Annotated in this window: 36 protein-coding genes; 32 read left to right on the forward strand and 4 right to left on the reverse strand. The window is 68.8% G+C overall.

Annotation, left to right across the window (positions count from 1 at the left end):
• Positions 1-165 precede the first annotated feature (165 nt).
• From VGH54_RS10215 to VGH54_RS10255, 9 genes are read left to right on the forward strand one after another with little or no spacing between them, the layout of a single operon-like run.
• Positions 166-582: a hypothetical protein gene (locus VGH54_RS10215; protein ID WP_331511843.1), complete on the forward strand. Its 417-nt coding sequence runs from the start codon at positions 166-168 to the stop codon at positions 580-582.
• Positions 582-971, forward strand: coding sequence for a gp53-like domain-containing protein (locus tag VGH54_RS10220; RefSeq protein WP_331511844.1), 390 nt, complete (start codon positions 582-584; stop codon positions 969-971). Before VGH54_RS10215 ends, VGH54_RS10220 begins: the two co-directional genes overlap by 1 nt.
• Positions 971-1,453: a hypothetical protein gene (locus VGH54_RS10225; protein ID WP_331511845.1), complete on the forward strand. Its 483-nt coding sequence runs from the start codon at positions 971-973 to the stop codon at positions 1,451-1,453. Before VGH54_RS10220 ends, VGH54_RS10225 begins: the two co-directional genes overlap by 1 nt.
• On the forward strand, positions 1,450-2,394 hold the full coding sequence (locus tag VGH54_RS10230) for a hypothetical protein (RefSeq protein ID WP_331511846.1): 945 nt from the start codon (positions 1,450-1,452) through the stop codon (positions 2,392-2,394). The genes VGH54_RS10225 and VGH54_RS10230 overlap by 4 nt, the downstream gene beginning before the upstream one ends.
• A gap of 10 nt (positions 2,395-2,404) precedes the next feature.
• Positions 2,405-2,599, forward strand: a complete 195-nt coding sequence (locus tag VGH54_RS10235; RefSeq protein WP_331511847.1) for a hypothetical protein — start codon at positions 2,405-2,407, stop codon at positions 2,597-2,599.
• Complete coding sequence (locus VGH54_RS10240) at positions 2,596-3,138, forward strand: phospholipase D-like domain-containing protein (RefSeq protein ID WP_331511848.1); 543 nt, start codon at positions 2,596-2,598, stop codon at positions 3,136-3,138. The genes VGH54_RS10235 and VGH54_RS10240 overlap by 4 nt, the downstream gene beginning before the upstream one ends.
• A complete protein-coding gene (locus VGH54_RS10245; RefSeq protein WP_331511850.1) occupies positions 3,138-3,368 on the forward strand; it encodes a hypothetical protein in 231 nt (76 codons plus the stop codon). The genes VGH54_RS10240 and VGH54_RS10245 overlap by 1 nt, the downstream gene beginning before the upstream one ends.
• Positions 3,369-3,387: 19 nt before the next feature.
• Complete coding sequence (locus VGH54_RS10250; RefSeq protein ID WP_331511851.1) at positions 3,388-3,558, forward strand: hypothetical protein; 171 nt, start codon at positions 3,388-3,390, stop codon at positions 3,556-3,558.
• The gene (locus VGH54_RS10255) at positions 3,551-4,306 is read left to right on the forward strand and encodes a C1 family peptidase (RefSeq protein ID WP_331511852.1); all 756 of its coding nucleotides are present in this window, start codon (positions 3,551-3,553) and stop codon (positions 4,304-4,306) included. Before VGH54_RS10250 ends, VGH54_RS10255 begins: the two co-directional genes overlap by 8 nt.
• 31 nt (positions 4,307-4,337) lie before the next feature.
• Here VGH54_RS10255 and VGH54_RS10260 read toward each other — a convergent pair whose 3' ends face one another.
• Both VGH54_RS10260 and VGH54_RS10265 read right to left on the reverse strand, forming a co-directional pair.
• Positions 4,338-4,523: a hypothetical protein gene (locus tag VGH54_RS10260; RefSeq protein WP_331511853.1), complete on the reverse strand. Its 186-nt coding sequence runs from the start codon at positions 4,521-4,523 to the stop codon at positions 4,338-4,340.
• A gap of 5 nt (positions 4,524-4,528) precedes the next feature.
• Entirely contained in the window at positions 4,529-4,864 is a 336-nt protein-coding gene (locus VGH54_RS10265; protein WP_331511854.1) for a hypothetical protein, read from the reverse strand.
• 304 nt (positions 4,865-5,168) lie between these two features.
• Between VGH54_RS10265 and VGH54_RS10270 the strand changes: the two genes are divergently transcribed.
• Positions 5,169-6,395, forward strand: a complete 1,227-nt coding sequence (locus VGH54_RS10270) for a site-specific integrase (RefSeq protein ID WP_331511856.1) — start codon at positions 5,169-5,171, stop codon at positions 6,393-6,395.
• Here VGH54_RS10270 and VGH54_RS10275 read toward each other — a convergent pair.
• The gene (locus VGH54_RS10275; RefSeq protein ID WP_331511857.1) at positions 6,392-6,733 is read right to left on the reverse strand and encodes a helix-turn-helix transcriptional regulator; all 342 of its coding nucleotides are present in this window, start codon (positions 6,731-6,733) and stop codon (positions 6,392-6,394) included. The two genes, VGH54_RS10270 and VGH54_RS10275, sit on opposite strands and share 4 nt — an antisense overlap.
• A 381-nt stretch (positions 6,734-7,114) precedes the next feature.
• A complete protein-coding gene (locus VGH54_RS10280) occupies positions 7,115-7,555 on the reverse strand; it encodes a hypothetical protein (RefSeq protein WP_331511858.1) in 441 nt (146 codons plus the stop codon).
• A gap of 126 nt (positions 7,556-7,681) precedes the next feature.
• Here VGH54_RS10280 and VGH54_RS10285 point away from each other — a divergent pair, with 126 nt between their 5' ends.
• The 22 genes from VGH54_RS10285 (at position 7,682) to VGH54_RS10390 (ending at position 22,897) form a co-directional block, all read left to right on the forward strand.
• The gene (locus VGH54_RS10285) at positions 7,682-7,930 is read left to right on the forward strand and encodes a hypothetical protein (protein WP_331511859.1); all 249 of its coding nucleotides are present in this window, start codon (positions 7,682-7,684) and stop codon (positions 7,928-7,930) included.
• Complete coding sequence (locus tag VGH54_RS10290; RefSeq protein ID WP_331511860.1) at positions 7,927-8,112, forward strand: excisionase family DNA-binding protein; 186 nt, start codon at positions 7,927-7,929, stop codon at positions 8,110-8,112. Before VGH54_RS10285 ends, VGH54_RS10290 begins: the two co-directional genes overlap by 4 nt.
• Before the next feature lie 78 nt (positions 8,113-8,190).
• Positions 8,191-8,346: a hypothetical protein gene (locus tag VGH54_RS10295; protein WP_331511861.1), complete on the forward strand. Its 156-nt coding sequence runs from the start codon at positions 8,191-8,193 to the stop codon at positions 8,344-8,346.
• Between the two features lie 193 nt (positions 8,347-8,539).
• Positions 8,540-8,818, forward strand: a complete 279-nt coding sequence (locus VGH54_RS10300; protein ID WP_331511862.1) for a hypothetical protein — start codon at positions 8,540-8,542, stop codon at positions 8,816-8,818.
• A 243-nt stretch (positions 8,819-9,061) separates the two neighbouring features.
• Entirely contained in the window at positions 9,062-9,412 is a 351-nt protein-coding gene (locus tag VGH54_RS10305) for a hypothetical protein (RefSeq protein WP_331511864.1), read from the forward strand.
• Entirely contained in the window at positions 9,409-9,729 is a 321-nt protein-coding gene (locus VGH54_RS10310; RefSeq protein ID WP_331511865.1) for a hypothetical protein, read from the forward strand. The genes VGH54_RS10305 and VGH54_RS10310 overlap by 4 nt, the downstream gene beginning before the upstream one ends.
• The gene (locus VGH54_RS10315; RefSeq protein WP_331511866.1) at positions 9,726-9,905 is read left to right on the forward strand and encodes a hypothetical protein; all 180 of its coding nucleotides are present in this window, start codon (positions 9,726-9,728) and stop codon (positions 9,903-9,905) included. Before VGH54_RS10310 ends, VGH54_RS10315 begins: the two co-directional genes overlap by 4 nt.
• Positions 9,902-10,111 carry a hypothetical protein gene (locus tag VGH54_RS10320; protein ID WP_331511867.1) on the forward strand — a complete coding sequence of 70 codons (210 nt, stop codon included), beginning with the start codon at positions 9,902-9,904 and terminating at the stop codon, positions 10,109-10,111. Before VGH54_RS10315 ends, VGH54_RS10320 begins: the two co-directional genes overlap by 4 nt.
• A complete protein-coding gene (locus VGH54_RS10325; RefSeq protein ID WP_331511868.1) occupies positions 10,108-10,359 on the forward strand; it encodes a hypothetical protein in 252 nt (83 codons plus the stop codon). The genes VGH54_RS10320 and VGH54_RS10325 overlap by 4 nt, the downstream gene beginning before the upstream one ends.
• Entirely contained in the window at positions 10,356-11,180 is an 825-nt protein-coding gene (locus tag VGH54_RS10330) for a hypothetical protein (protein WP_331511869.1), read from the forward strand. Before VGH54_RS10325 ends, VGH54_RS10330 begins: the two co-directional genes overlap by 4 nt.
• 13 nt (positions 11,181-11,193) lie before the next feature.
• On the forward strand, positions 11,194-11,616 hold the full coding sequence (locus VGH54_RS10335; RefSeq protein WP_331511870.1) for a hypothetical protein: 423 nt from the start codon (positions 11,194-11,196) through the stop codon (positions 11,614-11,616).
• A 221-nt stretch (positions 11,617-11,837) separates the two neighbouring features.
• Complete coding sequence (locus VGH54_RS10340; protein ID WP_331511871.1) at positions 11,838-12,737, forward strand: hypothetical protein; 900 nt, start codon at positions 11,838-11,840, stop codon at positions 12,735-12,737.
• Between the two features lie 84 nt (positions 12,738-12,821).
• Positions 12,822-14,597, forward strand: a complete 1,776-nt coding sequence (locus VGH54_RS10345; RefSeq protein ID WP_331511872.1) for a DEAD/DEAH box helicase — start codon at positions 12,822-12,824, stop codon at positions 14,595-14,597.
• A gap of 2 nt (positions 14,598-14,599) precedes the next feature.
• Entirely contained in the window at positions 14,600-14,788 is a 189-nt protein-coding gene (locus VGH54_RS10350) for a hypothetical protein (RefSeq protein WP_331511873.1), read from the forward strand.
• Positions 14,785-15,531: a hypothetical protein gene (locus VGH54_RS10355; protein ID WP_331511874.1), complete on the forward strand. Its 747-nt coding sequence runs from the start codon at positions 14,785-14,787 to the stop codon at positions 15,529-15,531. The genes VGH54_RS10350 and VGH54_RS10355 overlap by 4 nt, the downstream gene beginning before the upstream one ends.
• Before the next feature lie 109 nt (positions 15,532-15,640).
• Positions 15,641-15,811 carry a hypothetical protein gene (locus VGH54_RS10360; protein ID WP_331511875.1) on the forward strand — a complete coding sequence of 57 codons (171 nt, stop codon included), beginning with the start codon at positions 15,641-15,643 and terminating at the stop codon, positions 15,809-15,811.
• On the forward strand, positions 15,808-16,278 hold the full coding sequence (locus VGH54_RS10365) for a hypothetical protein (RefSeq protein ID WP_331511876.1): 471 nt from the start codon (positions 15,808-15,810) through the stop codon (positions 16,276-16,278). Before VGH54_RS10360 ends, VGH54_RS10365 begins: the two co-directional genes overlap by 4 nt.
• Positions 16,275-16,619, forward strand: coding sequence for an HNH endonuclease (locus VGH54_RS10370; protein ID WP_331511877.1), 345 nt, complete (start codon positions 16,275-16,277; stop codon positions 16,617-16,619). The genes VGH54_RS10365 and VGH54_RS10370 overlap by 4 nt, the downstream gene beginning before the upstream one ends.
• Positions 16,616-16,819, forward strand: coding sequence for a hypothetical protein (locus VGH54_RS10375; RefSeq protein ID WP_331511878.1), 204 nt, complete (start codon positions 16,616-16,618; stop codon positions 16,817-16,819). The genes VGH54_RS10370 and VGH54_RS10375 overlap by 4 nt, the downstream gene beginning before the upstream one ends.
• Positions 16,819-17,922 carry a hypothetical protein gene (locus VGH54_RS10380; RefSeq protein ID WP_331511879.1) on the forward strand — a complete coding sequence of 368 codons (1,104 nt, stop codon included), beginning with the start codon at positions 16,819-16,821 and terminating at the stop codon, positions 17,920-17,922. Before VGH54_RS10375 ends, VGH54_RS10380 begins: the two co-directional genes overlap by 1 nt.
• Entirely contained in the window at positions 17,919-22,715 is a 4,797-nt protein-coding gene (locus tag VGH54_RS10385; protein WP_331511880.1) for a DNA polymerase, read from the forward strand. Before VGH54_RS10380 ends, VGH54_RS10385 begins: the two co-directional genes overlap by 4 nt.
• On the forward strand, positions 22,712-22,897 hold the full coding sequence (locus tag VGH54_RS10390) for a hypothetical protein (RefSeq protein ID WP_331511881.1): 186 nt from the start codon (positions 22,712-22,714) through the stop codon (positions 22,895-22,897). Before VGH54_RS10385 ends, VGH54_RS10390 begins: the two co-directional genes overlap by 4 nt.
• The last annotated feature ends 66 nt before the right edge of the window (positions 22,898-22,963 follow it).

The following is a 22,963-nucleotide window of genomic DNA, read 5'->3' on the forward strand; positions in this document are numbered from 1 at the left end:
GCCGGCATCCTCGATCGACATGTTCATCGAGGGCTGGGCGGAAACCATCAGCGACACCGGCTGGAAGTGGATGGCGAACTGCTCCCCGGTCGGGCTGACGGGCGTCTGGCAGCTCGACTCCGCAACCCACAGCCAGCTCGATTCGACGACCAGATTGGCCTACTGATGCGCGACGCTGCCTGGTACGCCGATCACCCGGCGGTGCGCCACATTCCGGCCGCTGCCGGCGCGGAATGGTGCCCCGCGCGGCTCGACCTATGGACGGCCGATCGCCCCTTCCAGCCGGCGGCGAAGCTGACCAAGGTCAAGCCGATCCTGGTGTTCGCCAACGAGGGCCGCTGGATCGCCGAATGCCCGGACTGTCACGCCGCGCAGCTGGCCTGCGCGACCGACCTGCGGTTCATGTGCCACTGCTGCGGCAACGGCGCCCTCGAGGGATGCTGGCGGCCGATCAAGTGGCCTGGCAACCGAGCCGCGCTCGAGCGGGCACTGTCCAGCCGGCCGACGACCAATCGCAACTGGCTGCCCGGCGAAACCGTCGCACTTATCCGAGCTGAGAACCGTGCGATGGGAGTCGGCTGATGGCCTGGACTACACCCCGCACGTGGGTCGCCGGCGAGACGATCACCGCGGCGATCATGAACACCCACGTCCGGGACAACCTCGTCGACGTCAACAACGCCCCGCGATGGTTCGGGACCGGCGGGATCGACACCGGCGCTCTCGTGGCGCCATTGCTGTTGCAGTCCGGCACGGCGTCAGTCGCGAACGCCGCCGGCGGCACGACGATCAACTTCCCGTTCACGTTTCCCAACGGCCTCGTCGCGCCGTTCGTGACCCTCAACGGCGGCGGCCGCGCAGACATCACCGGCAGCAGCCAGGTCGGAATCATCGTGAAGAACTACAACACCGCCGGCACCCAGCTCACCACCGGCACGTCGTTCGTCTTCTGGCTGGCGGTGGGTTGCTGATGAGCGACACATTCTGGTTCGCAGTCGCAGGCCTCGCCGCCGGTGTCACCGCGTTCGTCCCGCCGATCCTGTGGGCGGTCCGCAAGGGCTGGAAAGCGTTCAAGAGGCTCGTGCTGTTCCTCGACGACTACGAGGGAACCCCGGCCCGACCAGGGGTCGATGCACGCCCGGGCGTGATGGAGCGGCTCAAATCCATCGAGGCCAACCAGAAAACGCTCAGCGATGACCGTGTCGACGTCAAGAACGCGCTGGGCGCCGCGGAATCCGAATCGGCCCGCACCCGCGAGGAGGTCAAGGCAGCGCTCGTCGCGCAGGAGAAGCGGACCGCCGCGATACTCGCCGACCTCGACGTCCGACTCGGCGGGGTGGAGGAGCAGGTCGCTGTCGTGCACCACGAGGTACAGCCCAACGGCGGCAGCTCCATCAAGGACCAGATCAATCGACTCGACCCCGAATTCCCACCGGAGGAGGCCAGCCCATGACGACGATTGCACCGTGGATCGCTGACCTGTCCTTCGGCCACGACAACGTCAGCGGCGCGACGCTCAAAGCGCGCGGCTGCGTCGGCGTCATCTGTTACGCGGGGTGCGACGACACCCGCAAGAACGCCACGAAGGCGAACGTTGACGACTGGCTCGCCCACAGTCTGCTGCTCGGCGTCGTAATCGAGAACGGCGCGGAGGACATCCTGGGCGGCGCCCCAGCCGGTCATTACCTCGGCTCGAACCTCGCCACCGGCGTCAAGAGCCTCGGCTACGACCTCTCCAGCTTCGTCGGGTACCTGGCCGCCGATTGGAACACCGCAGTCGCACAGGAGAGCACGGTCGACGCGGGGATGGCCGCCTTCGCCAGCCACATCCCGATCCCGGGCCTGTACGGCAACTCCTACGCGATCGACTACATCATCAGCCACGGCCACGCCAAGCACGGCTGGCAGTCCAACTCCACCTCATTCAGCTATGGCCCGTCGCCCCACGCGGACCTGCTGCAGCGCTACAACGACCCGCGCGCTGCCGGGCTACCGGTCGACGTCAACGACATCCAGCACACCCCGCTCGGACTCATGGGAGAACGAATGACGCTCACGCAAGAGGAACTCGGCCAGATCTGGGAGCACCCGATCGCACCGGAAGACGCCACAGGCAAGCCGATCGGGCCAGCGAAGGCCGCCTCGCAGTGGCTGACGGTTGCATCGTCCGCAGCGGACCGTACCTACAACTCGCTGGCGACGCTGCCTGCCAACATCGCCACGGCCGTCGCTGCGAAGGTGCCGGGCGTCAGCGAGACCGCGCTCGTCGCCGACCTGACCCCGGTCATCAACGCGGCCGTCGCCGCACACCCCGCCGGGCAGCCGGACGCGAACGCACTCGCGATCGCCATGGCGCCCGTACTCGCCCAGCACATCCAACTCACCGCCCACTAAGGAGAACAACATGAAGCTGCCCAAGATCGCCACCGTCCGCAAGGCCATCGTCCCGGTCCTCGGCGGTGTCGCCGAGCTCGTGTCCCTCGGATTCGTGCACGGCACCGCGCTGACCATCGCGACCTGCGTCATCTCGGTCGCCACGGCCCTCGGCGTGTACCGGGTGCCCAACGCCAAAACCCCGGTCACCCCGCCAGCAGCGTGACCCTCAGCATCGCCGACCTGGACGAGTTCCTGCTCGCTGCCCCGCCCGTGGGCAGCCTGGACATGATCCGGTCGTTCTACGCGCCGATCGACAAGGTCCCGTTGGTGCTCCAGAGGGTCATCGGCTCCGCGCTGCATTCGGTCGTCGTGTCGATGTTCGGCTACGACGACGACAAGCTCGCGGCGATGCTCGACAGCGCGCTGCTGAACCCGAATATGCACGTGCAGATCACCCTCGACTCGTCGCAGGCCGGCGGGGTTCACGAGAAGGCGATCCTCGAGAAGTTCAAGCACGAGATGACCGGCAACTCGGTGGCGATCGGGCGCTCCGAGAAGGGCGCCATCGTGCACCGCAAGATGGTCATCGTCGACGGCCTGTGGTGGATCGGCGGCTCGACGAACTGGAGCACCAGCGGCGAGACGCTGCAGGACAACGAGCTCACCGTCGTCCGCGATGCGATGCATTGCGCGAGGGCACGGTCGGTCCTCGACATCGCCCACGACCACATCCTCGAAGTCATGGCAGCAAAGGCGGCGTGATGACCTGGTTCAACTGGTACTGGGCCGGATTCCTGCTGATCGGATTCGGCGGGGTGGAGACGGTCGCGATCGTCACCAAGCATCCCGAGTGGACGCTGTCCGAGGCCATCTGGCGTTGGTGCAACGTGCTCCCGGGCCAAACGGTCTGGCAGTGGGGCACAGCCCACGTCCTCCTGACCGGTTTCATGATCTGGCTTTCCGTGCACCTCGTGTTCGCGATCTGGCGATGAGCCGAAAGGAAGTTTTGGTGTGAGGATTCTCGTGATCGGCCTGGCGCTGCCTGGCGCTGGCGCAGTGGCGATGTGGCTCTGGATCCGGAGCTGGACCAAGCTCTATGCCGAAGGACTCACAGACGTCCCGCCACCCGGCATCAGCCTGGCTATTCGGTCGGCCGAAAACTGCGGCGGGTCCGATGACTAACGCCTACGGCTGGATCAAGGACGATCACGACCCACGTGACCTGACCTACGCTGCGCCGGCGCCCGTGATCGCGCAGCTGCCCGCGCTGGTCGACCTGTCCACCGCCCCGGCGATGCCGCCGATCTGGAATCAGGAGCAGCTCGGCTCGTGCACCGCGCACGGCACCCTGGGCTGCTTCCTGTTCGCGGCCAACAAGCTCGGCGCCGGCGACCCGATGCTGTCGCGGCTGCAGCTGTACTACAACACACGCGCCATCGAAGGCACCGTCGGCCAGGACGCCGGCGGCCAGATCCGCGACGCGATCAAGGCGACCACGCTCGGCATCGCGCCCGAGTCGCTGTGGCCATACGACATCGACAAGTTCACGGTCCAGCCACCGCCCGAGGTTGTGCAGGCGGCAGCGGCCAACGTCGACGTCGATTACCGGCGGGTCCCGCAGGATCTGACTCACATGCGGGCCTGTCTCGCCGAGGGATTCCCGATCGACATCGGCTTCACCGTCTTCGAGTCCTTCGAGTCGCCCGAGGTTGCGGCCACAGGCGTCGTGCCGATGCCTCAGCGGGGTGAGCAGATCGTGGGCGGGCACTGTGTCGCCGTGGTCGGCTACGACGACGCCAAGGGGATGTTCCTGGTCCGCAACAGTTGGGGCACCGACTGGGGAATCAACGGCCACTTCCTGATGCCCTACACATTCCTGACCGACCCAGACCTGGCCTCGGACTTCTGGACGATCCGCTCGGCAACCTGACCGCACGACAAAACGGAACCGCCCCGCTCGGCTACGGCCGGGTGGGGCGGTTTTCGTGTGTCTGGACATCGAGTGGGCATTGCATCACCAGCGGGTTGCGGGTGATGAGGGTATGCCCGGGCGGCGGGTAGAACTCACGGCTGTGCCGGGTCTGCCACCACTTACCGGCGGCACCGCAACGAGGGCAGGGCGTCGAGTCGGTTGCGCCGAAGTACATGCCGGTCATGGTAACGCCGGCGTTCGGGGGGTCCGGTGATTCATGTCGTACATGGCCGCAGCGGTCAGTCCACCCGCGGCGATGAGCAAGCCGCCCGCGACGGTCACGGCCAGGGCGATGGGCTTGCGATCGCCGGTCGCCGCACTGCAGTCGGCAACGACCGTGCTCGGCGAGCCGTTCACCTCGTTGGTGAGGTCACGGCTGGCCGCCGTGGCGGACTGTGGGCTGAACGCCGAGCCGCAGCTCAACCCGTCACGACTGACGGTCGCGAGGCCGAGGATGAGTCCGACCGCGACGAGCACTAGACCAAACAGAGCCAGCAGACCGCCGATGAGCTTCATGTGGCACAGGGTGGCACACCTGACGGGGATCGAACACCGATCGATACCATCCTGCAACATTGCTGACGGGATTGCTTACACCGTCATCCCCTGTGACCCCTGACCCCTTGTAACCGTTGAGCCGCCTCGGAGAATCGAACTCCGGACCTTCTCATTACGAGTGAATATGTTAGTCTCAGACGGCTCCCGAATGGCCGAGGTTCAGGCTCAGAGCCCCCGTATTCATTGGGCAGGCGCTTACGGTAGCGTCCGGTGCCTTATGCTGGACTTTGCTTACAGGATTGCTTACACGGGGAGGCCCGCTGTGACCACCGAGCGGAAGCGCCGGCAGTACGGCACCGGCTCGATCTACCAGCGCGAGGTCGACGGCCGCTGGTTCGGATCGATCCTCCAGGGCTACAACGCCAACGGCACGCGCCGCCGGATCACGGTCTCCTGCTCCGCCGAGCAGGGCGAGGCCGAGGTCAAGCGCCGGCTCAAGGCCAAGCAGAAGCAGATCGCCGCCGAGGGCGTGCCCACCGCCGGCGTCTCGGCGTTCACCACGGTCAAGAGCTGGGCCGACGTCTGGCTCGAGCAGACCGAGCGGCACCTGCGCCCGAAGTCGTGGGCGACCGACCGCTCAGCCGTGCGCCGCTGGATCGTGCCGACGATCGGGCAGAAACGCCTCGACACCCTGACGCCCGGCGACGTGCGCTCGGTGGCGATCGCCATCCGCAAGGCCGGCCGCTCGAGCTCGACGGCGCTGCGAGCTCAGGTCGTGCTGACCAAGATGCTCAAGGACGCGATCGTCGAGGGCCACCAAGTGCCGCCGCGGGTGCTGATGGTCGACGCTCCGGCGGCCGCGGTGTCCGACCGCGACGCCATCGAGATAACCGACGCGCTCGACCTGCTGCGGTTGGCCCTGGATCTGCCGGACGGTTCGCGCTGGGTCGCGGCGTTCCTGCAGGGCATGCGCCAGGGCGAGTGTCTCGGCCTGACCTGGCCCGCGGTGGACACCGCCAAGGGTGTCATCGACATCAGCTGGCAACTGCAGGCCCTGCCCTATGTCTCGGGCCGCTCGGGAGCGCTGCGGGTTCCTGATGGGTACGAGTACCGCCAGCTCGACGGTGCGCTGTGCCTGACACGTCCCAAGACTGAGAAGGGCCAGCGGCTCATTCCGCTCGTGCCGTGGATGGCGGCCGCACTGGCCCAGTGGCGCGCGATCGCGCCGGAGTCGCCGCACGGGCTGATCTGGCCCCGTCCGGACGGTCGTCCGCAGACCGCCTCGGCCGACTCCGCAGCGTGGCGCGATCTGCAGGACGCGGCCCAGGTCGCGAAGCTCGACGGCACCGTCGGGCGGCGCTACCAGCTGCACGAGGCCCGACACACCACGGCGACCCTGCTGCTCGAGGCGAACATCGACACCGAGGTGATCAAGGCGATCCTCGGGCACTCGTCGATCGTGACGACGAAGGGTTATCAGCACGTCTCGCAGGCGCTCGCCCGGAAGGCGATGGACGGCCTGGCCCAGGTTCTGCAGTTGCCTAGTTAGCGGTCACGGAGGTGCTCCATGAGCCGCAGGAGCGTCTCGCGCTGCTCGGGGGTCAGCTCGGCCCACAGCTCGCGCAAGCGGACCATCTCGGGCTCGGTGCGCTTCTGTGGCCGTCCGCCCTGGGACACCCGCTCGGCTGATCCTGATTCCCAATCCATGATCTGATCAACGAGAAAGAGGGTGTCCGGGTCGTAACCCTCGCGATAACCCTTCTCGATGTTTCGCACCTGGGCCGGGGACATGCCGACGACGGCGCCGAAATCACGCTGGGTGAGCTTGCGCGCCAGTCGCTCCCGCCGGAACAACTCCCCGAGTTTGGCCCAGCCCGCGCGCGTCACGACTGACGTATACGGCCTGTTCGACAGATCCGCCTGGTGACACACCTTGTTAGCTCGCCGTAACGCCAGGAGCGCTACCGAGCGCTAACCCCCGTTCAGCAAGAAGGGGTCAACTGGCAGATCGGATTCGAGTGCGGGATTTCCTCGAGCGGTGACCCTGCGTACAGGATGGCGACCAGCAGGCCGGCGGCGGCTGTGCGCTTGAGTCCGCGCATGCGTCGGGTGTGAGCCCGGGCTCTGGCTGTCTGGTAAACGAACTCGTGGTATGGATGGGTCTGTCTGCTCATGTCGGCGTATAACTCCCTGTGCAACGCGGCGCGGCGAACCCCCTAAGTAAGGGCGCGCGCACCGATAGTTACACAACGTTGGGAGCCTGTTAAGTCAGGATGCCGATCTTTTTGCTTTCGTGCTCTTGGTTGAGGGTTGTACTGAGACTCTGATCGTCTCGCCGCCCGCCCGGATGTTGGCCAGGAACACGAGGAAGTCGCGGATCAGCTTCTCCTCCTCCGCATTCTCGGCCAGCACCGTCACCGCAGCGCTGACGCTCGGCGGCCGCGGCGGCACGGCGGCGGACTTGACCACGGTGAAGTCCTCCGCCGTGCCCCACCCCATCTCGAGCAGCAATTGGCCGAGGGTGACGCCGAGCTGATCGGCGACGAGGCGGATCTGCAGCAGCGTCGGCGATTGGCCCCTGGCCCATTTGTAGTACTGCGCGGCGTCCATCCCCCTGCTCTTGAGAAAAGAGCGCACGCTGGTGGCATCGCTCAGCCGGTCGATGTAGGCCGCCAGCGCTGGGCCTGACCAGTTCTCGGTGTCACGCATAGGTGACATCCTCCCGCAACATTGCCCCCACGTGCAACAGGAACGTGCCTTACCTGTGTCACTTATACGTAACTACCTGGGCGTGTCACCTTTACGTGTAGGTGACACGTGTGTAGGTTCTCGGTCATGCCCTCACGCTCCATGACGGACCGCTCACCCAAGGTGCTGCTCAAAACCGACGCTTGGTTTGAACAGTGCGAGCGAGCGAATCTCCTAACCGATCTGCAACGGGCGAAAGCGCTAGGAGTCACCCGTAAGTCGATCAACGAGGTGCAGAACGGGCACACGCTGCCGGGCAACAAGTTCATCGCCGGCGCCATGCTCGCCTTCGGGGCGCACTGCTTCCCGGTCATCTTCGACGCGGTGGACGCATGACCGCGCCGGCCAAGATCGCCTACGGCATCGCCGCAGCGGCCGAGGCCGTGTCTGTCTCGACTGACTACATCCGCCGCGAGATCCACGCCGGCAACCTGCGCGCTCACATGATCGGCGCGAAGTACCTGATCGACATCGACGACCTGCACGCCTGGGTCAAACGACTGCCGGAAGCAACCTAACCCGGCCCCTCTCAAACAGCAGAGCCGCCACCCCCTCGAAGGAATAGCGGCCCTACCGACAACGAATCGAGGATAGCAATGGACAAGCCCAATGCCTGGCAGCACATGACGCTGGGCGCGCTGCAGAACCGCATGATCTACGGCGGCACGGTGCCCGCGGCCGTCAAGGCCGATCGGCGGATCAAGAACCGCGTGGCCCGCAAGTCCCGTCGCATCAATCGGGGCAACCGATGATGCGCCTGTCCCGCCGGCTGCTGGTCATCCCGGTCGCCCTCGCTATCCCGGCGATGCTGGCCTGCGCGACACCGCGCCAGGTGCAGCCGCGCCCGACGCCCTCACCCACCTACTCCTGCGACCACGGCGGCCCCGGGCAGTACGTCCACGGCCAGCACTGCATCGGGTCCACCTCAACGAAAGTAGCCACGCCATGGCCGACAACGTCCACGGGTTCATCGACGAGTCACACGTCCTCACCGACCAGCAGCTCCACGAGCTCGTCGGCTCCGCCTGCGACGTCGAGCGCGCCCGCGAGCACCCGGATTCCAGTCAGCATCCCGCCGAGTACATCGGCAAGCACGCCAGCCTCGACGCCACCGATCGTCCGGACAACGGCTACGCGCCCAAACGGGTCAACGAGCGCCAGCAGGTCGAGCTCCGCTACTTCACGGCCGGTTCCCGCTGGCGCGCATTCGCCGTCGCCGTCTAGCTCAATCGGCACTGCGCTAGCCGGCCACCTAGCACGCCCGGCGGGGGCCGGAAGCGGTCTCCCGTCCGCAACAGCGCCAGCCCCCGCCGCGGCTCTTGCCTCGACCGGCGTCGACCTGCGCCTGCCTCTCATCGCGGCGGTCGCGGCCATCCTCGTCGGGCTTCTGACCTGGCTCGCCAACCTGCCGCACCGCAAAGACCCGCCCGCTGACCACGGCCCGATCCGCAAGAGCAGGAGCTTGTGATGGACGTCCTCCCCACCCTCCACGATCCCGGCCTCGAGCTGGCCATGCGCCTGCACTCGCGCGCCGTCGACCTGGACGAGCTGCACGAGCACCGCGAAGCCCGCGAGCTGCGCGCCAAGGCCGTGCACCTGCTCGACACCATCGACCGCCAGGACGTCGCCGAAGAAACCACCGCCGAGGACCTGACCTCTTCGATCCGGCCGGCTGCCAAGTCGTTCGACTTCGCCGAGTTCCAGGCCACCGAGGCCGCCCGGCGTCGGCGGCTGGCCTGGAAGGTGCTGGGCTGCGCCGCGCTGTTCACGGTCGGCTTCTGGCTGGCCGTCGGCCTGTTGGTGTCGGTGTACTCATGAGCACCGCGATCACGCCGGCGCCCGACAGCCGCCTAGAACAGCTCGTCTCCCAGTACGAGATGGCCCAGGCCGAGGCGAAGAAAGCCGCCGACGACCTCAAGGCGATCACCGACGCCATCAAGCTCGAGATGACCAACGCCGCGCCCGGCGAGACCGAGATTGACCTGGTCAGCGACCAGCTGGCCCGACCGCTGCGCCTGTCCAACGTGACCGGCTGGCGGGTGGACGCCAAGAAGCTCAAGGCCGAGGCCCCCGAGGTCTACGTCCGCTACGCGGTGCAGACCTCGAGCTGGCGGCTCGCCCCGGTGTCGCGATGACCGGCGCAGAGCACTACGCCCAGGCCGAGCAGCTGCTCGAGATGGCGACCGATCACACCGCGACCGACTACGCCCACGAGAGCTACTTGCTGGCCGCTGCGCAGGTCCACGCCACCCTGGCCCTCGCGTCCGCGACTGACAGCGGCAAGTACGGAACGTTGCGCAGGCTGTCATGAAGTCCAGCGACAACTTCCCGGTCATCGACCTGGCGCTCACGCCCGTCAACGAGGCTACCGAGCACCGCGCCGCGCTGGCCGTCTGCTCGATGGCCACCAACACCGACGACGCGCGCACGGTGCTCGAAGCGCTCGGCCTGGTCGCGCCGGCTGCGAAGGCCCGCGCGGGTCGGCGCCGTAACCGATACGCGCGGTGCAGCGCATGACCGCCGTCGACGTCGAGAAGATCGACGTGTTCGACCTGCATCTTTGTCCTGTCTGCCGCGCGCCGTTCAGGTCCGGGCCGCAGCTGGGCGGGCACGTCGCAAGCGTGCATCCGAACGCCAACCCACGCAGCGGTAAGTGGCGCCGCAAGAACGTGTTCACCACGTGGTTCGACGACGTGCCGCGGAGCCGTCAACCGCGCGCAGGAAGCCTCAAACGCTCCACCGACACCTGGCCCGGCAAGGCATGACAGCCGTCAATATCAGCCCCGCGGAGTTCATGTCGACAGCGCCGGCGCCGCTGAATGGCAGCTCGGCCTGGGCATCGCGCTACGCGGCAGAGCTGCGCCGGGTGTTCACCGAGCACGCCGCCCGGGCGCCGCGCAGCCTGCAGTCACACCTGGGCCCGTCCGAGCTGGGCGAGCCGTGTGACCGGCAGGTGGCGGGCAAGATGGCCCGGCTTCCTGCCACCAACCACGTGCTGGACCCCTGGCCCTCGATCGTCGGCACCGCCTGTCACGCCTGGGCGGCCGATGCTTTCACGGCCGACAACGTGCGGCACAACGTCCTGCGGTGGGTGGCCGAGCAACGGGTCACCCCGCACCCCGATCACCCCGGCACCGCCGACCTGTACGACGCGGCCGAGCAAGCGGTGGTCGACCACAAGTTTCTCGCCGAGTCGTCAATGGCCAAGGTCAGATCGGCCAACGGCCCGTCGAGGAAGTACGTCGTGCAGCTCGTGCTGTACGGCGAGGGGTACCGGCGCATGGGCTTGCCCGTCCGCCGGGTCGTGCTGGCGGCATACCCGCGCACCGCGTCGAGCCTTGACGGGCTCTACGTCTGGGAGCGGACATACACCAGCGCCGACGACCTCCTGCTGCAGGAGGTTTTCGCCCAGACAGCACACCGCCAGCAATTGGCGGAGCAACTGATCAACGGCCGGCTATCGCTCAACGACATCCCACTGACACCTGACTCGGACAGCTGTTACTTCTGCCCGTTCTACCGGCCGCAGTCCGCACGAGACGGCGGTCCCGGATGCCCCGGGACCGCCACCCCCAAGACGCTCTGAAAGGAGCCCTGCAATGACGAACAACATCACTGAGCCCCTGCGCCTCGCTGTCGGTAGCCACGCCGCAGGCAGCGGTAAGGGCTGCGCCATGAACCTCATCAGCTGGGAGTCCGGCGACACCACGATCACCGACTTGCCCAGCTGCGCCGACCCGATGCTGGCCCGGATCGTGCAGGGGGTCAACGACAACATCTGCACGCACCGTGACGGCGATCTGCTCTGCCCGCCCTGCTCGATGCTCGTCCTCGAGCTCGGACACCGGACGGTCGGAACAGGGACGCTGGCGCTGACCGAGCACGAGCGCCACATCGTGTGGGTCAAGGTCGCAGTCGACCAGGCGCGATCGGTTCTTCATCTGGTACCGGACACCCGCAGGGACAGAGCGCTGCGCGCAATCGAAGCAACCGAGCTAATGGATCTCGGACCCCAGTCCTGAAAACGCCGCCAACGCCGCCGCCTACGCCGCCGCCTACGCCGCCGCCTACGCCGCCGACGCAGTTGGACAGACGGGAGCTCGTCTGTCCCAAGCTCAACGCGCCTTCGACTTGTTCGAGGCGCTCACCGAACACGTGCAGCCGGTCATCAGCGACGAACAGATCGCCGAGGCCTACGCCTGCATGCTCACCGCCCGCTGAGAATCGAAAGGACATCCTCGTCATGACCCAGCCCACCTATCCCGGTTTCCCGCCAACGCCGCCGCCTACGCCGCCGACGCAGTACCCGGCGCAACCGAGCTACCCGGCCGCGCCGGGGCAACTGCCTCAGTACCCGCAGCAGGGGTACCCGCAGCAGCCCCAGTACCCACCGCAATACCCCCAGGCGCAGGGCTACCCGCAGCCCCAGATGGCGCCGCCCGCCCAGCCGCTGGCCACCGGCAGCATCGACGACTTCTTCAACCAGCCCTCGGCCGGCGGCGGGAAGTCGCTGGCGTTCAAGGTGATCGGCACCCGGTTCGTCGGTGTCGTCACGCGGCCTCTGGGCCCCGGCGACATCCAGCAGCAGACCGACACCCTGCAGCGGCCCCAGTTCTTCAAGGACGGCCGGCCGAAGTTCGTGATGAAGGTCCCGCTGCAGATGTACCCGAGCGCCGAGCACCCGGACGGGCTGGGCACCTGGTTCGTCAAGGGCCAGGCGCGCGACGAGCTGGTGCGCGCGATGAGCGAGGTCGGTGCGCCGGCCGGACCGCCGGAGGCCGGCTCGATCATCGACATCACCTATGTCAGCGATCGGCAGGCGGGCGCGGGGATGAACCCGGCCAAGCAGTTCCAGGTCATCTACACCCGCCCGGACGGCGCCGCTCCGGCACCTGCACCCCAGCAAGCGGCTCCGGCCGCCCAGCCGGAGGCTCCGGTCCAGCAGTACGCCCAGCCGCCGCAGCCAGAGCAGGCGTACGCGCCACCGGCGACGGCTCCGTCGTTGCCGTTCCCGCAGCCGCCACCGGCAGCTCAGCAGCCCGCACAGCAGGTCCCAGCAGCACCGGCACCTCAGCCGCCGGCAGACCTCTCGCCGGAGCAGCAGCAATTGCTCGCGCGTCTCACAGGCACACCGAGCGGCTGACCCCCACCCGAGCACCCTGCCGACTTCCCCGCGGCAGGGTGCTCGGTCCCCCAAACCATCGACCGCGAAAGGAGGGGAATCGCCATGTCCACAACCGCCATCCACGCCGAGTTGACCCAGGCAGGCGACCGCATTGTGCTGGTTGCCGCCGGGCCGATCGCCGACGTCGCGTACGCGGCCAAGCAGCTGGGCCAGATGACGCCGCTGATCAAGCAGAGCGACCCCAAGGGCGCTTTGGTGCTGCCGGCGACCTGGCCCGCGGTCGTGCAGCTCGCGGCGATCTACGGCGGCGCGTGGGTGCCCGGGCCGCGGCTGCAGGACTGGATCAACCAACAGGCCGGCGTCCGGAGCGCACAGGCCCGCGACTCCCTGCAGATCGACGTGCCGCAGCACCTGACACCGCGCCCCTATCAGGTCGACGGCGCGCTGCTCATCGCCAGCACCGGGCACGCCATGATCACCGACGAGCCCGGCACCGGCAAGACGATCACCACCATCCTCGGCCTGGCCGAATGGTCCCAGGACTTCGACGGCATGAACCTGCCGATCCTGATCGTCTGCCCGGCCAGTGTCGTCGACCCGTGGGTGGAGGCGTTCCGCAACTGGGCGCCCTACTGGACGACCACCGCCTGGCGCGGCTCACCGAAGCGCCGGCGCGAGATGATCGGCACGGCCGACGTCTACGTCACCAGCTATGACACCGCGCGGATGGACGCCGGCGACACCAACCCCGGCAAGTCCCCGCTGATCGCGCTCAACCCGGTCGCCCTGGTCGCCGACGAGTGCCACCTGATCAAGAACCCGCAGGCGGCCCGTAGTCAGGCCGTGCGCCGGCTGGCCCGCAACGTCAAGGCGTTCGTGGCACTGAGCGGCACGCCGATCACCCATCACCCCGCCGACCTCTGGCCCACCCTGGTGTGCCTTGCGCCGGGCGCGTGGCCCTCGCGGGAGCGCTGGGTCAACCGCTACTGCCTTACCGTGCCCGCCGACTACGGCGAGATGATCCTGGGCCTCAACCCGGGCACCGAGGCCGAGTTCCGGCTGTCGCTGCTCGGCCAGCAGCGCCGCGTCGCCAAGGCAGACGTGCTCGACCAGCTGCCCCCGAAGGTCTACTCGGTGCGCACCGTCGAACTGCCCGGCCCCTACCGCAAGGCATACGACGCGATGGAGCACGACATGCTCGCGCAGATGCCCGACGGCAGCGAGATCTCGGTCATGAGCGTGCTGGCCCAGCTCACCCGGCTCTCGCAGCTGGCCAGCGCGGCCGCCGACGTCACGGTCACCGTCGAGCAGGTCGAGGACGGCACCGAGAAGGAACACGTCTCGGTCCGGCTGGCCGCACCGTCCTGGAAGGTCGACGCGCTGCTCGAGGTGCTCGAGGAGCGCCCCGGCAAGCAGACCGTGGCCTTCGCCCCCAGCGCACAGCTGATGCGCCTGGCGGCCGACTCAGCCACCAAGGCCGGATACCGGGTCGGCTACATCATCGGCGGCCAGTCGATGAAGGACCGCACCGACACCGTGGCCCAGTTCCAGGCCGGCGAGCTGGACCTGATCTGCGCCACCACCGGCGCCGGCGGTGTCGGCATCACTCTTACCGCGGCCTCCACCGTGGTGTTCCTGCAGCGGCCCTGGTCGCTGGTGGAGAGCCTGCAGGCCGAGGACCGCTGCCACCGGATCGGCTCGGAGATCCACGACTCGATCGAGATCGTCGACATCGTCGCGGCCAACACCATCGACACCCGCGTGCGATCGGTCCTGCGCGAGAAGGCCGGCCAGCTCGCCGACCTCGTCCAGGACCCGCGCATCGTCGCCGAGCTGCTCGGTGGCGCATCCATCCGCCAACTCCGAAAGGCGTCCTAGCCATGGCGAGCAACTTGAGCCTGACACTGACCATCGACCCCGATGCGGCTGCCCGAAGCGCCTATGAGTCGTTCATCAGATACAACGCCCAGCCAAAACGCTGGACAGACTTGAACGCCAACACGAGGCTCGCCTGGCGGCGCATCGCGCTGTCGGTCCTGCCGCACGTCACCGCCGTGGACAAGCCATGAGCGCGCCGGCGTTCGTGACCTGCCTGTGCACCCACACGCAGCGGCGCCACGTCGACCAAGAGGGCGCTTGCGTCGCCGCGGGCTGCGGCTGCATGGACTTCCGCGAGACCGACGCTCCGGTCGACCTGGAGAAGCGCCACGATGCGCCAAAGACAGTGCTGGGCACGATGCTGGCGAAGGGCGGGTATGCGAGCTCCGACGCCGAAATGACACTGCCGGTCGTGCCGCCGGGACCCGCTCAAGGTGCATCGCCGCGCATCCAGAACCCGGCCGCGGCGTCTCTGCCGTTGCCGCCGAGCGTCGAACCGGCACGCAAGCCGACGGTGTTCGCCACGATGCAGCCGTCAGCGTTTGCCGCGCCGCAGGCGCCGGGGCGCAGCGTGCTGCGCGACGGTCTGGCCTCGCCTAAGGTCCGTACCCGCCAGCTCGCCGAGAAGATCCAGAGTCTCCTGGCCGACCTCAAGGACCGGCTGCTGAGCGAGACCGCTGAGGCGATCGCCAAGGCCGAGACCGACCGGCAGCGCGCCCAGGCCCAGCAGGAGATCGCCGAGCTCGAGGAGAAGCTGCGAGCGGCCCGGGCGCTGCTCAGGGGCGCACCTGCCGACGCTGAACGAGAGCCCCGGCCTCGTACGCCCGAGGCACCGGCGCCGTGCCCGCACTGCCCGAAGGTGAATCGCTCCAAGTCCGGCCTGATGAGTCACATCCGCTCGGCGCACCCAGACGTTGACGAGGCCGAGTCGTGACCGTGCTGCTGATCGCTGCCGTGCCCGTGTTCGCGGCGATCCTCACCGCCATCGCGATCGACATCCACCGTGAGCGCAAGGGCGAACCGCCGCTGTGGGGCGAGCCCCGATGACGCTCCCGACGGAGCCCCTCTGCGAGTACTCGGTGCATTGGTGGGACGTCGACATAGACGAGACCTGCCGTCGCCCTCTCGGTCACCACGGCCATCACACCGACGGGCTCTGGTACTTCGACGACAACGGCCTGCGGGTCCCACACGGAGCAGAGGACGACTCATGACCAGCACCCTCGTGATCGGGATCGACCCCGGTCCCACCACGGGCATCGTCGCGCTGCTGTTCAGCGACGTCGACGCGATGTCCGATCCGGTGATCCTGCAGTGCGATCACTACAGCACGATGTTCTTCGCAGACGTGATCGCGCACGGCTTCATGCAGCCGACAAAAACGATCGTGGCCGTCGAGCAGTTCGTGGTCGGCCCGCGCAGCGGCCGCTCGGGCAGCGCCGAAGCCGGCCGGATCACCCGCAACCTGATCGGCGCGCTGTCCGCCGAGTTCGGCGACGACGTCGTGCTGCGGGCGGCCGGCCAGGTCAAGCCGTGGGCCACCGACCGCAAGCTCGCCGCAGCCGGCCTGCTCGATCCCACCGCGGGCATGGGCCACGCCCGGGACGCTGCCCGGCACGCGCTCTACGCGGCCGTGCAGAGCGGATTCCGCGACCCGATGAGCAAAGCGGCGCTGCGATGACGGCCTCTCGCGGCACGACCAATCGCAACGACCGCGGATCGTCGGCCGACCGGCTCGCTCGCCGTATCTGGCTGATCGAGACGTTCCGAGCAGACTGCGATGTCGTCGTCGATACAGACGGCTACGTCAACTCGGTCTGGATCAACGACGGCGTCCCAGCATGCCGGTGCTACCGGTGCGGACGTTTGCTCACCGCCGACACGGTGACTGTCGACCGGATCATTCCCGGTTGCCTCGGCGGCACCTACCGGCGCAACAACATCCGGCCGGCATGCGGGCTGTGCAACAGCGTCACCGGTGCAGTGCTGGCCCGCCGCACAAAGGTCGAGGCGTCAGCATGAACCCCTTCACCGCGGCCTATCACGGCACCTGCGCCGAATGCCTCGAGCCGATCGTGCCCGGCCAGGAGGTCGTCTACAACCTGCGCGACGACCTGGTGCACGTCGACTGCCCGACACCGGCCCTTACCGCGGCCGACCTGGCGCCCGGTGAGAAGCCGTGCGGGCGCTGCTGGACCGTGCACGCCGGGCTGTGTGCGTGATGGCCACCAGGATGCGTTGCGGTGACTGCGGTTACTCCACCCGGCCGCTACGCCCCAACCAGGCGCGGATGGCCCTCGATCGGCACTCCTGCGAGCTCAAGCTGGCCCGTGACGCGCGTTACGCCCGCCGCCGGCGCAAGCTGCAGACAGCCGGCGAGACGCGGCCGTGTCTGCACAAGATCGCCGACCACCAGCACGGCACCCACGCCTGCTACGTGCTCGACGTCTGCCGCTGCCTGCCCTGCAAGCTGGCCAACCGGGAGTACGAGAACACCCGTGCCAGGAAGCATCTCTACGGCCGCTTCGACGGGCTGATCGACGCCGAGCCGACCCGCCAGCACGTGCTCGCGCTGCAGGCCGCCGGCATCGGGCTCAAGCAGATCACACGCCTCGGTGGTCCGTCGAGCGGCGTGATGAACAAGCTGATGTACGGCCACCCCAACGCCGACGGCACCAGGCGCCCGCCGGCGCGCCGGATCAAGCCGGAGACGGCTCAGCGCATCCTCGCCATACCGATTAGCCCCGAGACGATGGCCGGCGGCCAGTGTGTTCCCAGCATCGGCACCCATCGGCGACTGCAGGCCCTCGTGGCGATCGGCTGGTCGCAGTCCAAGCTTGCCGATCGCCTCGGCCTGGAGCGCGGCAACTTCGGCGGCATGATGCAGCGCGACAGCGTGCAGCTGACCACGCACCGCGCTGTGGCCGCGCTGTATGAGCAGCTCTGGAACACACTTCCGCCGCGTGATACGCACCGGGACAAGATCGCCTACTCCCGCAGCATCGGCTACGCCAAGCAGCACAACTGGCTGCCGCCGCTGGCCTGGGACGACGACGAGCTGGACGACCCGACAGCCAGGGCTGACATCGAGCTCCCGCCGGTGACGATCGACGAGATCGCGGTGCACCGCATCATGAACGGCTCGCTGCGCGTCCCGCTCCGCAGCAGGAGCCCCGAACGCATCGAGGCCATCCGGCAGCTGGCCGACCAGGGGCTGAACGACAGCCAAATAGGCCAGCGCGTCGGACTGCCCGGCAACAGCATCAGCCAGGTCCGCAGACGCCACGACATCCCGGCAGCGATGCCCTCAGGAAGGACCGTATGAACCTGCGCCCGTTCGCCGACGCCGTGGCGACCTACGCCCTGGCGGGGTGGCCTGTCGTCCCGGTGCCTCCGGAGACCAAGACGCCGCCGCCGGCCGGCTATACCGGGGCGAGCGGCGTCGACGCCGACCCGGAGCAGCTGGTGCGCTGGGCGGGCAGCCACGCCGACAGCTCGATCGCCGTCCGGATGCCTGAGGGCGTGATCGGCATCGACGTCGACGAGTACGTCAAAGGCAGCGTCACCAAGCACGGCGCCGCGACCGTCAACGACGCCTGGCAGCGCTGGGGGCCGCTGCCCGCCACCTGGTCGAGCACCGCACGCGGCAGCGACACCGGCCCGGGCCCGAGCCAGATCATGTTCTACCGGGTCCCGGTGGACCGCTACGCCACGGTGCTCGGCCCGGACGTCGAGATCATCCAGCGCCACCACCGCTACGCCGTCGTCTGGCCCTCGGTGCACGTCGGCGCCGGCGCGATCTACCGGTGGTATGACCCGCAGGGGCTGGCCTGCGAGCCGCCCAAGCCCACCGAGCTGCCCGAACTGCCGCAGGCCTGGGTGGACGGCCTGCGCGAGGGCGCGGCCGGCGCCAGCGACCTGGCAGCGCCGCAGTCGGCCGGCGAGGCGATGTGGTCGGCGATCTTCTACGACGATCGGCCCGCCTGCGCGCAGATGGCCAGCGCCCTGCTCGACGCCCAGCGCCTCATCGAGGCCTCCACCAGCGGCACCCGCCACGACGCGGCCGACGACCGGGCCTGGAACCTGATCCAGCTCTCAGCCGACGGGCACCCCGGCCTGGGCGCCGCGTTCGCCGAGCTCAGCGCGCTGTGGGAGCAGATCACCGCCGGCGAGGACCGCGGCGAGGAGTGGCTGCGGATGTTCGTCACCGCCGCCCGCAAGGCCGTCACCCGCCTGGCCCGCACCACCCCGGTCGACCGTGACCCGTGCTTCGAGGCGATGGGCCTCACCCTCGTGCCCGCACCCGCACCGGGAACCGTGCCGGGCGCTGACCCGGCCGAGCCGATCGCGCCGCCGCGCCCGTGGAGCACCCGGGAGATCATCGGCGCGCAGCTGTTCGACCCGCCCTTCCACTTGGACCACCCGCTGGGCCAGTGCGTGCTCGAGCGGATGTATCCGGTGATGCGCTACGCCTACGACTCGCACGGCTGGCTGCGCCGCGGCCCCGAATACTGGGAGGACCTCACCGACCTGTCCGAGTGGGCGGTCACCGAGGTCGCCGGGCTCATGCCGCACGGCGACCCGGACGCCGAGAAAGGCTCGGAGGCGTTCATCCAGGCCGCGCGGCGCCGGCGGTTCATGTCGGGCGGGCCGTCCGGCGCGATCGCCAGGAAGATGCGCGCGCTGCTGGCCGGCGGCACCCATCCGTGCTCGGTCGCCGCGGCCGAGCTCGACCGCGACCCGTGGCTGCTGTGGGCCGGCGGGATCGCCTGGGACCTGCGCGCCAGCTACGCCCAGCCCACCCCGGCGCTGATCGACCCGGCCACCCCGCACCTGCGCGCGGCCGCGGTCGCCCCGGTCGCGCTGCCCACGCCGCTCTGGGACGCCTTCACCGCCGCCGTGTGGCCTGACCCCGAGCTGCGGGCCTGGGCGCTGCGGGTGCTCTCGGTCGCCGTCACCGGCGACGCGGCCAAGGTGCTGCCCATCCTGGTCGGCGAGGGTGACCGCGGCAAGACGCAGGTGATCGTGCTGATCATGAGCGTGCTGGGCTCCTACGCCCATGCCGCGGACCCGCGGCTGTTGGGCGGCACCGATCGCTCGCACGCCTCGATCGTCACCGCGCTCAAAGGCCGCCGGCTCTCGTTCATCGACGAGGCGCCGCGGGACAGCTCGGCCAGCCAGGAGCGGCTCAAGCAGCTCACCGGCGGCGGCGAGCTCACCGGCAACGACATGGGCCGCAACCCGATCACGTTCACACCCACCCACACCCTGGTGCTGACCGCCAACGAGCCGCCGCTGCTCACCGACCCGGCAGTGCGCCGGCGGGTGCGCCTCGTCCCCTGCGAGGGCGACCCGGTCGAGGTGATCGCAGCGCGCCGCGCCATCGGCAGCCCGGCCGGCGCAGCGTGGCGGGCCGAGGCCCCCGGCGTGCTGGCTGCGCTGATGCGCGAGGCGGCCGGCTGGCTGGCCGACGAGACCACCGCCAGGACCGAATCAGCACCCGAGCGCTACCGCTACCGCGCCGAGGAGATCGCGGCCGAGCAGAACACCGTCAGGGCCTGGATCGAGGCGGCCTGCGAGCCGGACGACGCCGGCACCCCCTCCCACGAGCTGCGCAGAGCGTTCGTGGACTGGGCCCGCGACATGGGCATGCGCGACGGCATCACACCCACCATGACCAAGTGGGGAATGGAACTGGGCAAACTCGGCTACCCCGTAGTCAAGCGGCGCGCCGGTCACTATCGGGCATTACGCATCAGGTCCCTCGGTTCGTGGCTGTCCGGTGCAGGGGTTGTGCAGGGTACGGACACAACCCCTGCACCCTCCGAAACGCCCGTAAACACTGGGGAAAACAGCCCTCCGGTGCAGGGGGTGCAGGGGGTGCAGGGTTCAAACCATTTAAGCGCATACGCACACGCGCGCACGCACATACATGAGCCACAGACGGACAACCAACCCCCCACCCCCTGCACACCCTGCACAATCCCAGCAAATACGGGGGATGCAGCCGGTTCAACCCCTGCACCAGCCCCCTCCACCCCCTGCACACCGGTCGGCGAGGCGAATCCGGGCGAACCAGCACCGGCCAAGCCTGAGCCGGCGAGACCGGCCGTCTCGGCACTCACCCAGCTGCTGCTGGCGAACAAGGCCGAGGCCCACCGGCTCGACGACGAGAAGGCGGCCGCGGCGGCAGCAGCTGCGGCACCCGTCCCGGCCAAGCCGAAGCGGGTCAAGGTCGATCCCGCGGTGCGCGCCGCCGAGAAGGCCGCCGCCAAGGCTCAGGCGCTGGCCGATGCGATCGCCGAGGCCGGCGGCGAGATCCTCACCATGCCGGCCGTGGTCACCCGCGACGGCGCGGTCCGCCCGATCGCGCTGGGTGCCGTGGCCGAGCTGGTCGACGCCTTCGGGATGCTCGCCGAGCTCACCGTGGACGTCGAGCACACGGGCTACCCGATCGGGCACCCCGACTACGCGCTGCGCACCATCCAGATCGGCAACGAGCACGTTGTGGCGGTCTTCGACGCCGGCGACCAGGACCAGCTCGCTGCTGCGTGCGGTCTGATTGAGGCCGCCGCGATGTTGCACGCGTTCTCAGCAACTGCCGATCTGATCCCGGTGGCGATCGCCTCGTCGCTGGACCTGGACTCGCTCTGGGATCGCATGCACGACACCGTCATCCCGGCCAAGCTGACCGACCCGCGCTCGGCGCGTTCGGACGCTAGCGGCCTCAAGGAGATCGCCGAGGCGGTGCTCGGTCTGGGTGCGGTCTCGACGGCTGCCGAGGAGGCCCGATCGGCCCTGTTCAAGGCCGGCAAGTGGCTGACCGAGACCAAGCCGACCACGCCGCTCGAGCGCTCCGGCTGGGCCCAGGTGGATTCACGCTGTACCACGATGGTCCGTTACGCCGCCTCCGACGTGCTGGACACCGCCGCGCTGCACAAGACATTCCCCGCCATCCCGTCGGCCGTCCTCGAGCGCGAGCGCACCGCCCAGCGGATGACCGCCCGCGTGGCTCATGAGGGCATGCGCATCGACGGCGAGCACGTGGCCGAGCTGATCCCCGTGCACACCGCCGCCCGGGCCGCCGCCGGCGAACTGGTCCGCAAGGCCGGCATCGACAACCCCGGCAGCGATCCGCAGGTGGGTGCAGCGCTGGCCGCTCTCGGCGCTGAGCTGCCCCGTACGCGCACCGGGCGGCTGTCGGTGGCCAAAGGCGTGCTCGACCCGTTCAAGAACGCCGACGGCGCGGTGGGCGACCTGGTCCGCAACGTGCTGCAGTACCGCCACCACGACACCGTGCTGGGCACGTTCCTCGAGCCCTATCGGGTCCTGGTGGAGCGCGGTGACGGCCGGGCCCGCCCGACGATCTACACCCTGGGCGCCGACACCGGCCGGATGTCGTGCGTGCGGCCCAACCTGCAGCAGATGCCCCGCCAAGGCGGCATCCGCGCCTGCATCACGGCCGACCCCGGCTCGCTGCTGGTGTCCGCTGACTTCGCCAGTGTCGAGATCCGGGTGGCGGCCGCGCTGTCCGGAGACCAGAACCTGCAGCAGATGCTGGCCGCCGGCGTTGACCTGCACTGGGAGATCGCCCGCCAGGTCTACGGCCCCGAAGCCAGCAAGGAAGATCGCTACAACGTCAAACGCGGCGTATTCGGCCGCCTCTACGGGAGCGGCATACCCGGCATCGCCCGCACGCTGGGGATCAGCGAATCAGAGGCGGCCTCGATGGTGGACACCCTCGATGCGATGACACCGCAGCTGACTGCCTGGTCCCGGTCCGTGTCCGACGCGGTCAAGAGCGGGCACACGCAATTCCCGAGCTACGCCGGACGAGTGATCCACCTGCCCAAGATGCGCCCGCACGCGGCGCCCAACTACTGCATCCAGGGCACTGCCCGCGAGCTGCTGGTGGACACCCTGATGCGCTGGCGCGAGACCCGTTGGGCCGACGCCGTGCTGCTGCCCGTGCACGACGAGATCGTGGCCGTAATCGACGAATCCGAAGCGGCCGACGCGACTGCCGCACTTGTGGCCTCCATGGAAACCACGCTGGCCGGAGTGCCCATCAAAGCCGAGGCATCCGAGCCCTCCTACGCCTGGAAGGACGCCTCATGACCCGACTACTCGCCGCAGCCGCCATTGGTGCCGCTGTGGCCACCGTTTGGGCCGAGCATCGGCCGTGGGGATTGAACTACTACCGCCGGGCCTACCACCAGCTGGCGCTGGGCAGAGCGGCAGCAATCACGTACCCGCGGTTCCCGTTGAAGATGAACAAGGCCAAGCGGACGTCTGCGTGACGAACGAGCCACGCTGTGATTGCGGGCGGCCATCACCGGACGCGTTCCTCTGCCAGCGCTGCACGA

The sequence above is a fragment of the Mycobacterium sp. genome, from assembly GCF_036488105.1.
Classification (GTDB): Bacteria; Actinomycetota; Actinomycetes; order Mycobacteriales; family Mycobacteriaceae; genus Mycobacterium.

Coding starts and splice junctions, on each gene's coding strand:
- VGH54_RS10295 (WP_331511861.1), top strand. CDS start 8,191: ATGGACAAGCCCAATGCCTGGCAGCACATGACGCTGGGCGCGCTGCAG.
- VGH54_RS10280 (WP_331511858.1), bottom strand. CDS start 7,555: ATGCGTGACACCGAGAACTGGTCAGGCCCAGCGCTGGCGGCCTACATC.
- VGH54_RS10370 (WP_331511877.1), top strand. CDS start 16,275: ATGACGGCCTCTCGCGGCACGACCAATCGCAACGACCGCGGATCGTCG.
- VGH54_RS10375 (WP_331511878.1), top strand. CDS start 16,616: ATGAACCCCTTCACCGCGGCCTATCACGGCACCTGCGCCGAATGCCTC.
- VGH54_RS10390 (WP_331511881.1), top strand. CDS start 22,712: ATGACCCGACTACTCGCCGCAGCCGCCATTGGTGCCGCTGTGGCCACC.
- VGH54_RS10265 (WP_331511854.1), bottom strand. CDS start 4,864: ATGAAGCTCATCGGCGGTCTGCTGGCTCTGTTTGGTCTAGTGCTCGTC.
- VGH54_RS10290 (WP_331511860.1), top strand. CDS start 7,927: ATGACCGCGCCGGCCAAGATCGCCTACGGCATCGCCGCAGCGGCCGAG.
- VGH54_RS10305 (WP_331511864.1), top strand. CDS start 9,062: ATGGACGTCCTCCCCACCCTCCACGATCCCGGCCTCGAGCTGGCCATG.
- VGH54_RS10225 (WP_331511845.1), top strand. CDS start 971: ATGAGCGACACATTCTGGTTCGCAGTCGCAGGCCTCGCCGCCGGTGTC.
- VGH54_RS10380 (WP_331511879.1), top strand. CDS start 16,819: ATGGCCACCAGGATGCGTTGCGGTGACTGCGGTTACTCCACCCGGCCG.
- VGH54_RS10230 (WP_331511846.1), top strand. CDS start 1,450: ATGACGACGATTGCACCGTGGATCGCTGACCTGTCCTTCGGCCACGAC.
- VGH54_RS10345 (WP_331511872.1), top strand. CDS start 12,822: ATGTCCACAACCGCCATCCACGCCGAGTTGACCCAGGCAGGCGACCGC.
- VGH54_RS10245 (WP_331511850.1), top strand. CDS start 3,138: ATGACCTGGTTCAACTGGTACTGGGCCGGATTCCTGCTGATCGGATTC.
- VGH54_RS10355 (WP_331511874.1), top strand. CDS start 14,785: ATGAGCGCGCCGGCGTTCGTGACCTGCCTGTGCACCCACACGCAGCGG.
- VGH54_RS10330 (WP_331511869.1), top strand. CDS start 10,356: ATGACAGCCGTCAATATCAGCCCCGCGGAGTTCATGTCGACAGCGCCG.
- VGH54_RS10215 (WP_331511843.1), top strand. CDS start 166: ATGCGCGACGCTGCCTGGTACGCCGATCACCCGGCGGTGCGCCACATT.
- VGH54_RS10285 (WP_331511859.1), top strand. CDS start 7,682: ATGCCCTCACGCTCCATGACGGACCGCTCACCCAAGGTGCTGCTCAAA.
- VGH54_RS10325 (WP_331511868.1), top strand. CDS start 10,108: ATGACCGCCGTCGACGTCGAGAAGATCGACGTGTTCGACCTGCATCTT.
- VGH54_RS10310 (WP_331511865.1), top strand. CDS start 9,409: ATGAGCACCGCGATCACGCCGGCGCCCGACAGCCGCCTAGAACAGCTC.
- VGH54_RS10315 (WP_331511866.1), top strand. CDS start 9,726: ATGACCGGCGCAGAGCACTACGCCCAGGCCGAGCAGCTGCTCGAGATG.
- VGH54_RS10255 (WP_331511852.1), top strand. CDS start 3,551: ATGACTAACGCCTACGGCTGGATCAAGGACGATCACGACCCACGTGAC.
- VGH54_RS10365 (WP_331511876.1), top strand. CDS start 15,808: ATGACCAGCACCCTCGTGATCGGGATCGACCCCGGTCCCACCACGGGC.
- VGH54_RS10220 (WP_331511844.1), top strand. CDS start 582: ATGGCCTGGACTACACCCCGCACGTGGGTCGCCGGCGAGACGATCACC.
- VGH54_RS10300 (WP_331511862.1), top strand. CDS start 8,540: ATGGCCGACAACGTCCACGGGTTCATCGACGAGTCACACGTCCTCACC.
- VGH54_RS10360 (WP_331511875.1), top strand. CDS start 15,641: ATGACGCTCCCGACGGAGCCCCTCTGCGAGTACTCGGTGCATTGGTGG.
- VGH54_RS10235 (WP_331511847.1), top strand. CDS start 2,405: ATGAAGCTGCCCAAGATCGCCACCGTCCGCAAGGCCATCGTCCCGGTC.
- VGH54_RS10385 (WP_331511880.1), top strand. CDS start 17,919: ATGAACCTGCGCCCGTTCGCCGACGCCGTGGCGACCTACGCCCTGGCG.
- VGH54_RS10350 (WP_331511873.1), top strand. CDS start 14,600: ATGGCGAGCAACTTGAGCCTGACACTGACCATCGACCCCGATGCGGCT.
- VGH54_RS10340 (WP_331511871.1), top strand. CDS start 11,838: ATGACCCAGCCCACCTATCCCGGTTTCCCGCCAACGCCGCCGCCTACG.
- VGH54_RS10320 (WP_331511867.1), top strand. CDS start 9,902: ATGAAGTCCAGCGACAACTTCCCGGTCATCGACCTGGCGCTCACGCCC.
- VGH54_RS10335 (WP_331511870.1), top strand. CDS start 11,194: ATGACGAACAACATCACTGAGCCCCTGCGCCTCGCTGTCGGTAGCCAC.
- VGH54_RS10260 (WP_331511853.1), bottom strand. CDS start 4,523: ATGTACTTCGGCGCAACCGACTCGACGCCCTGCCCTCGTTGCGGTGCC.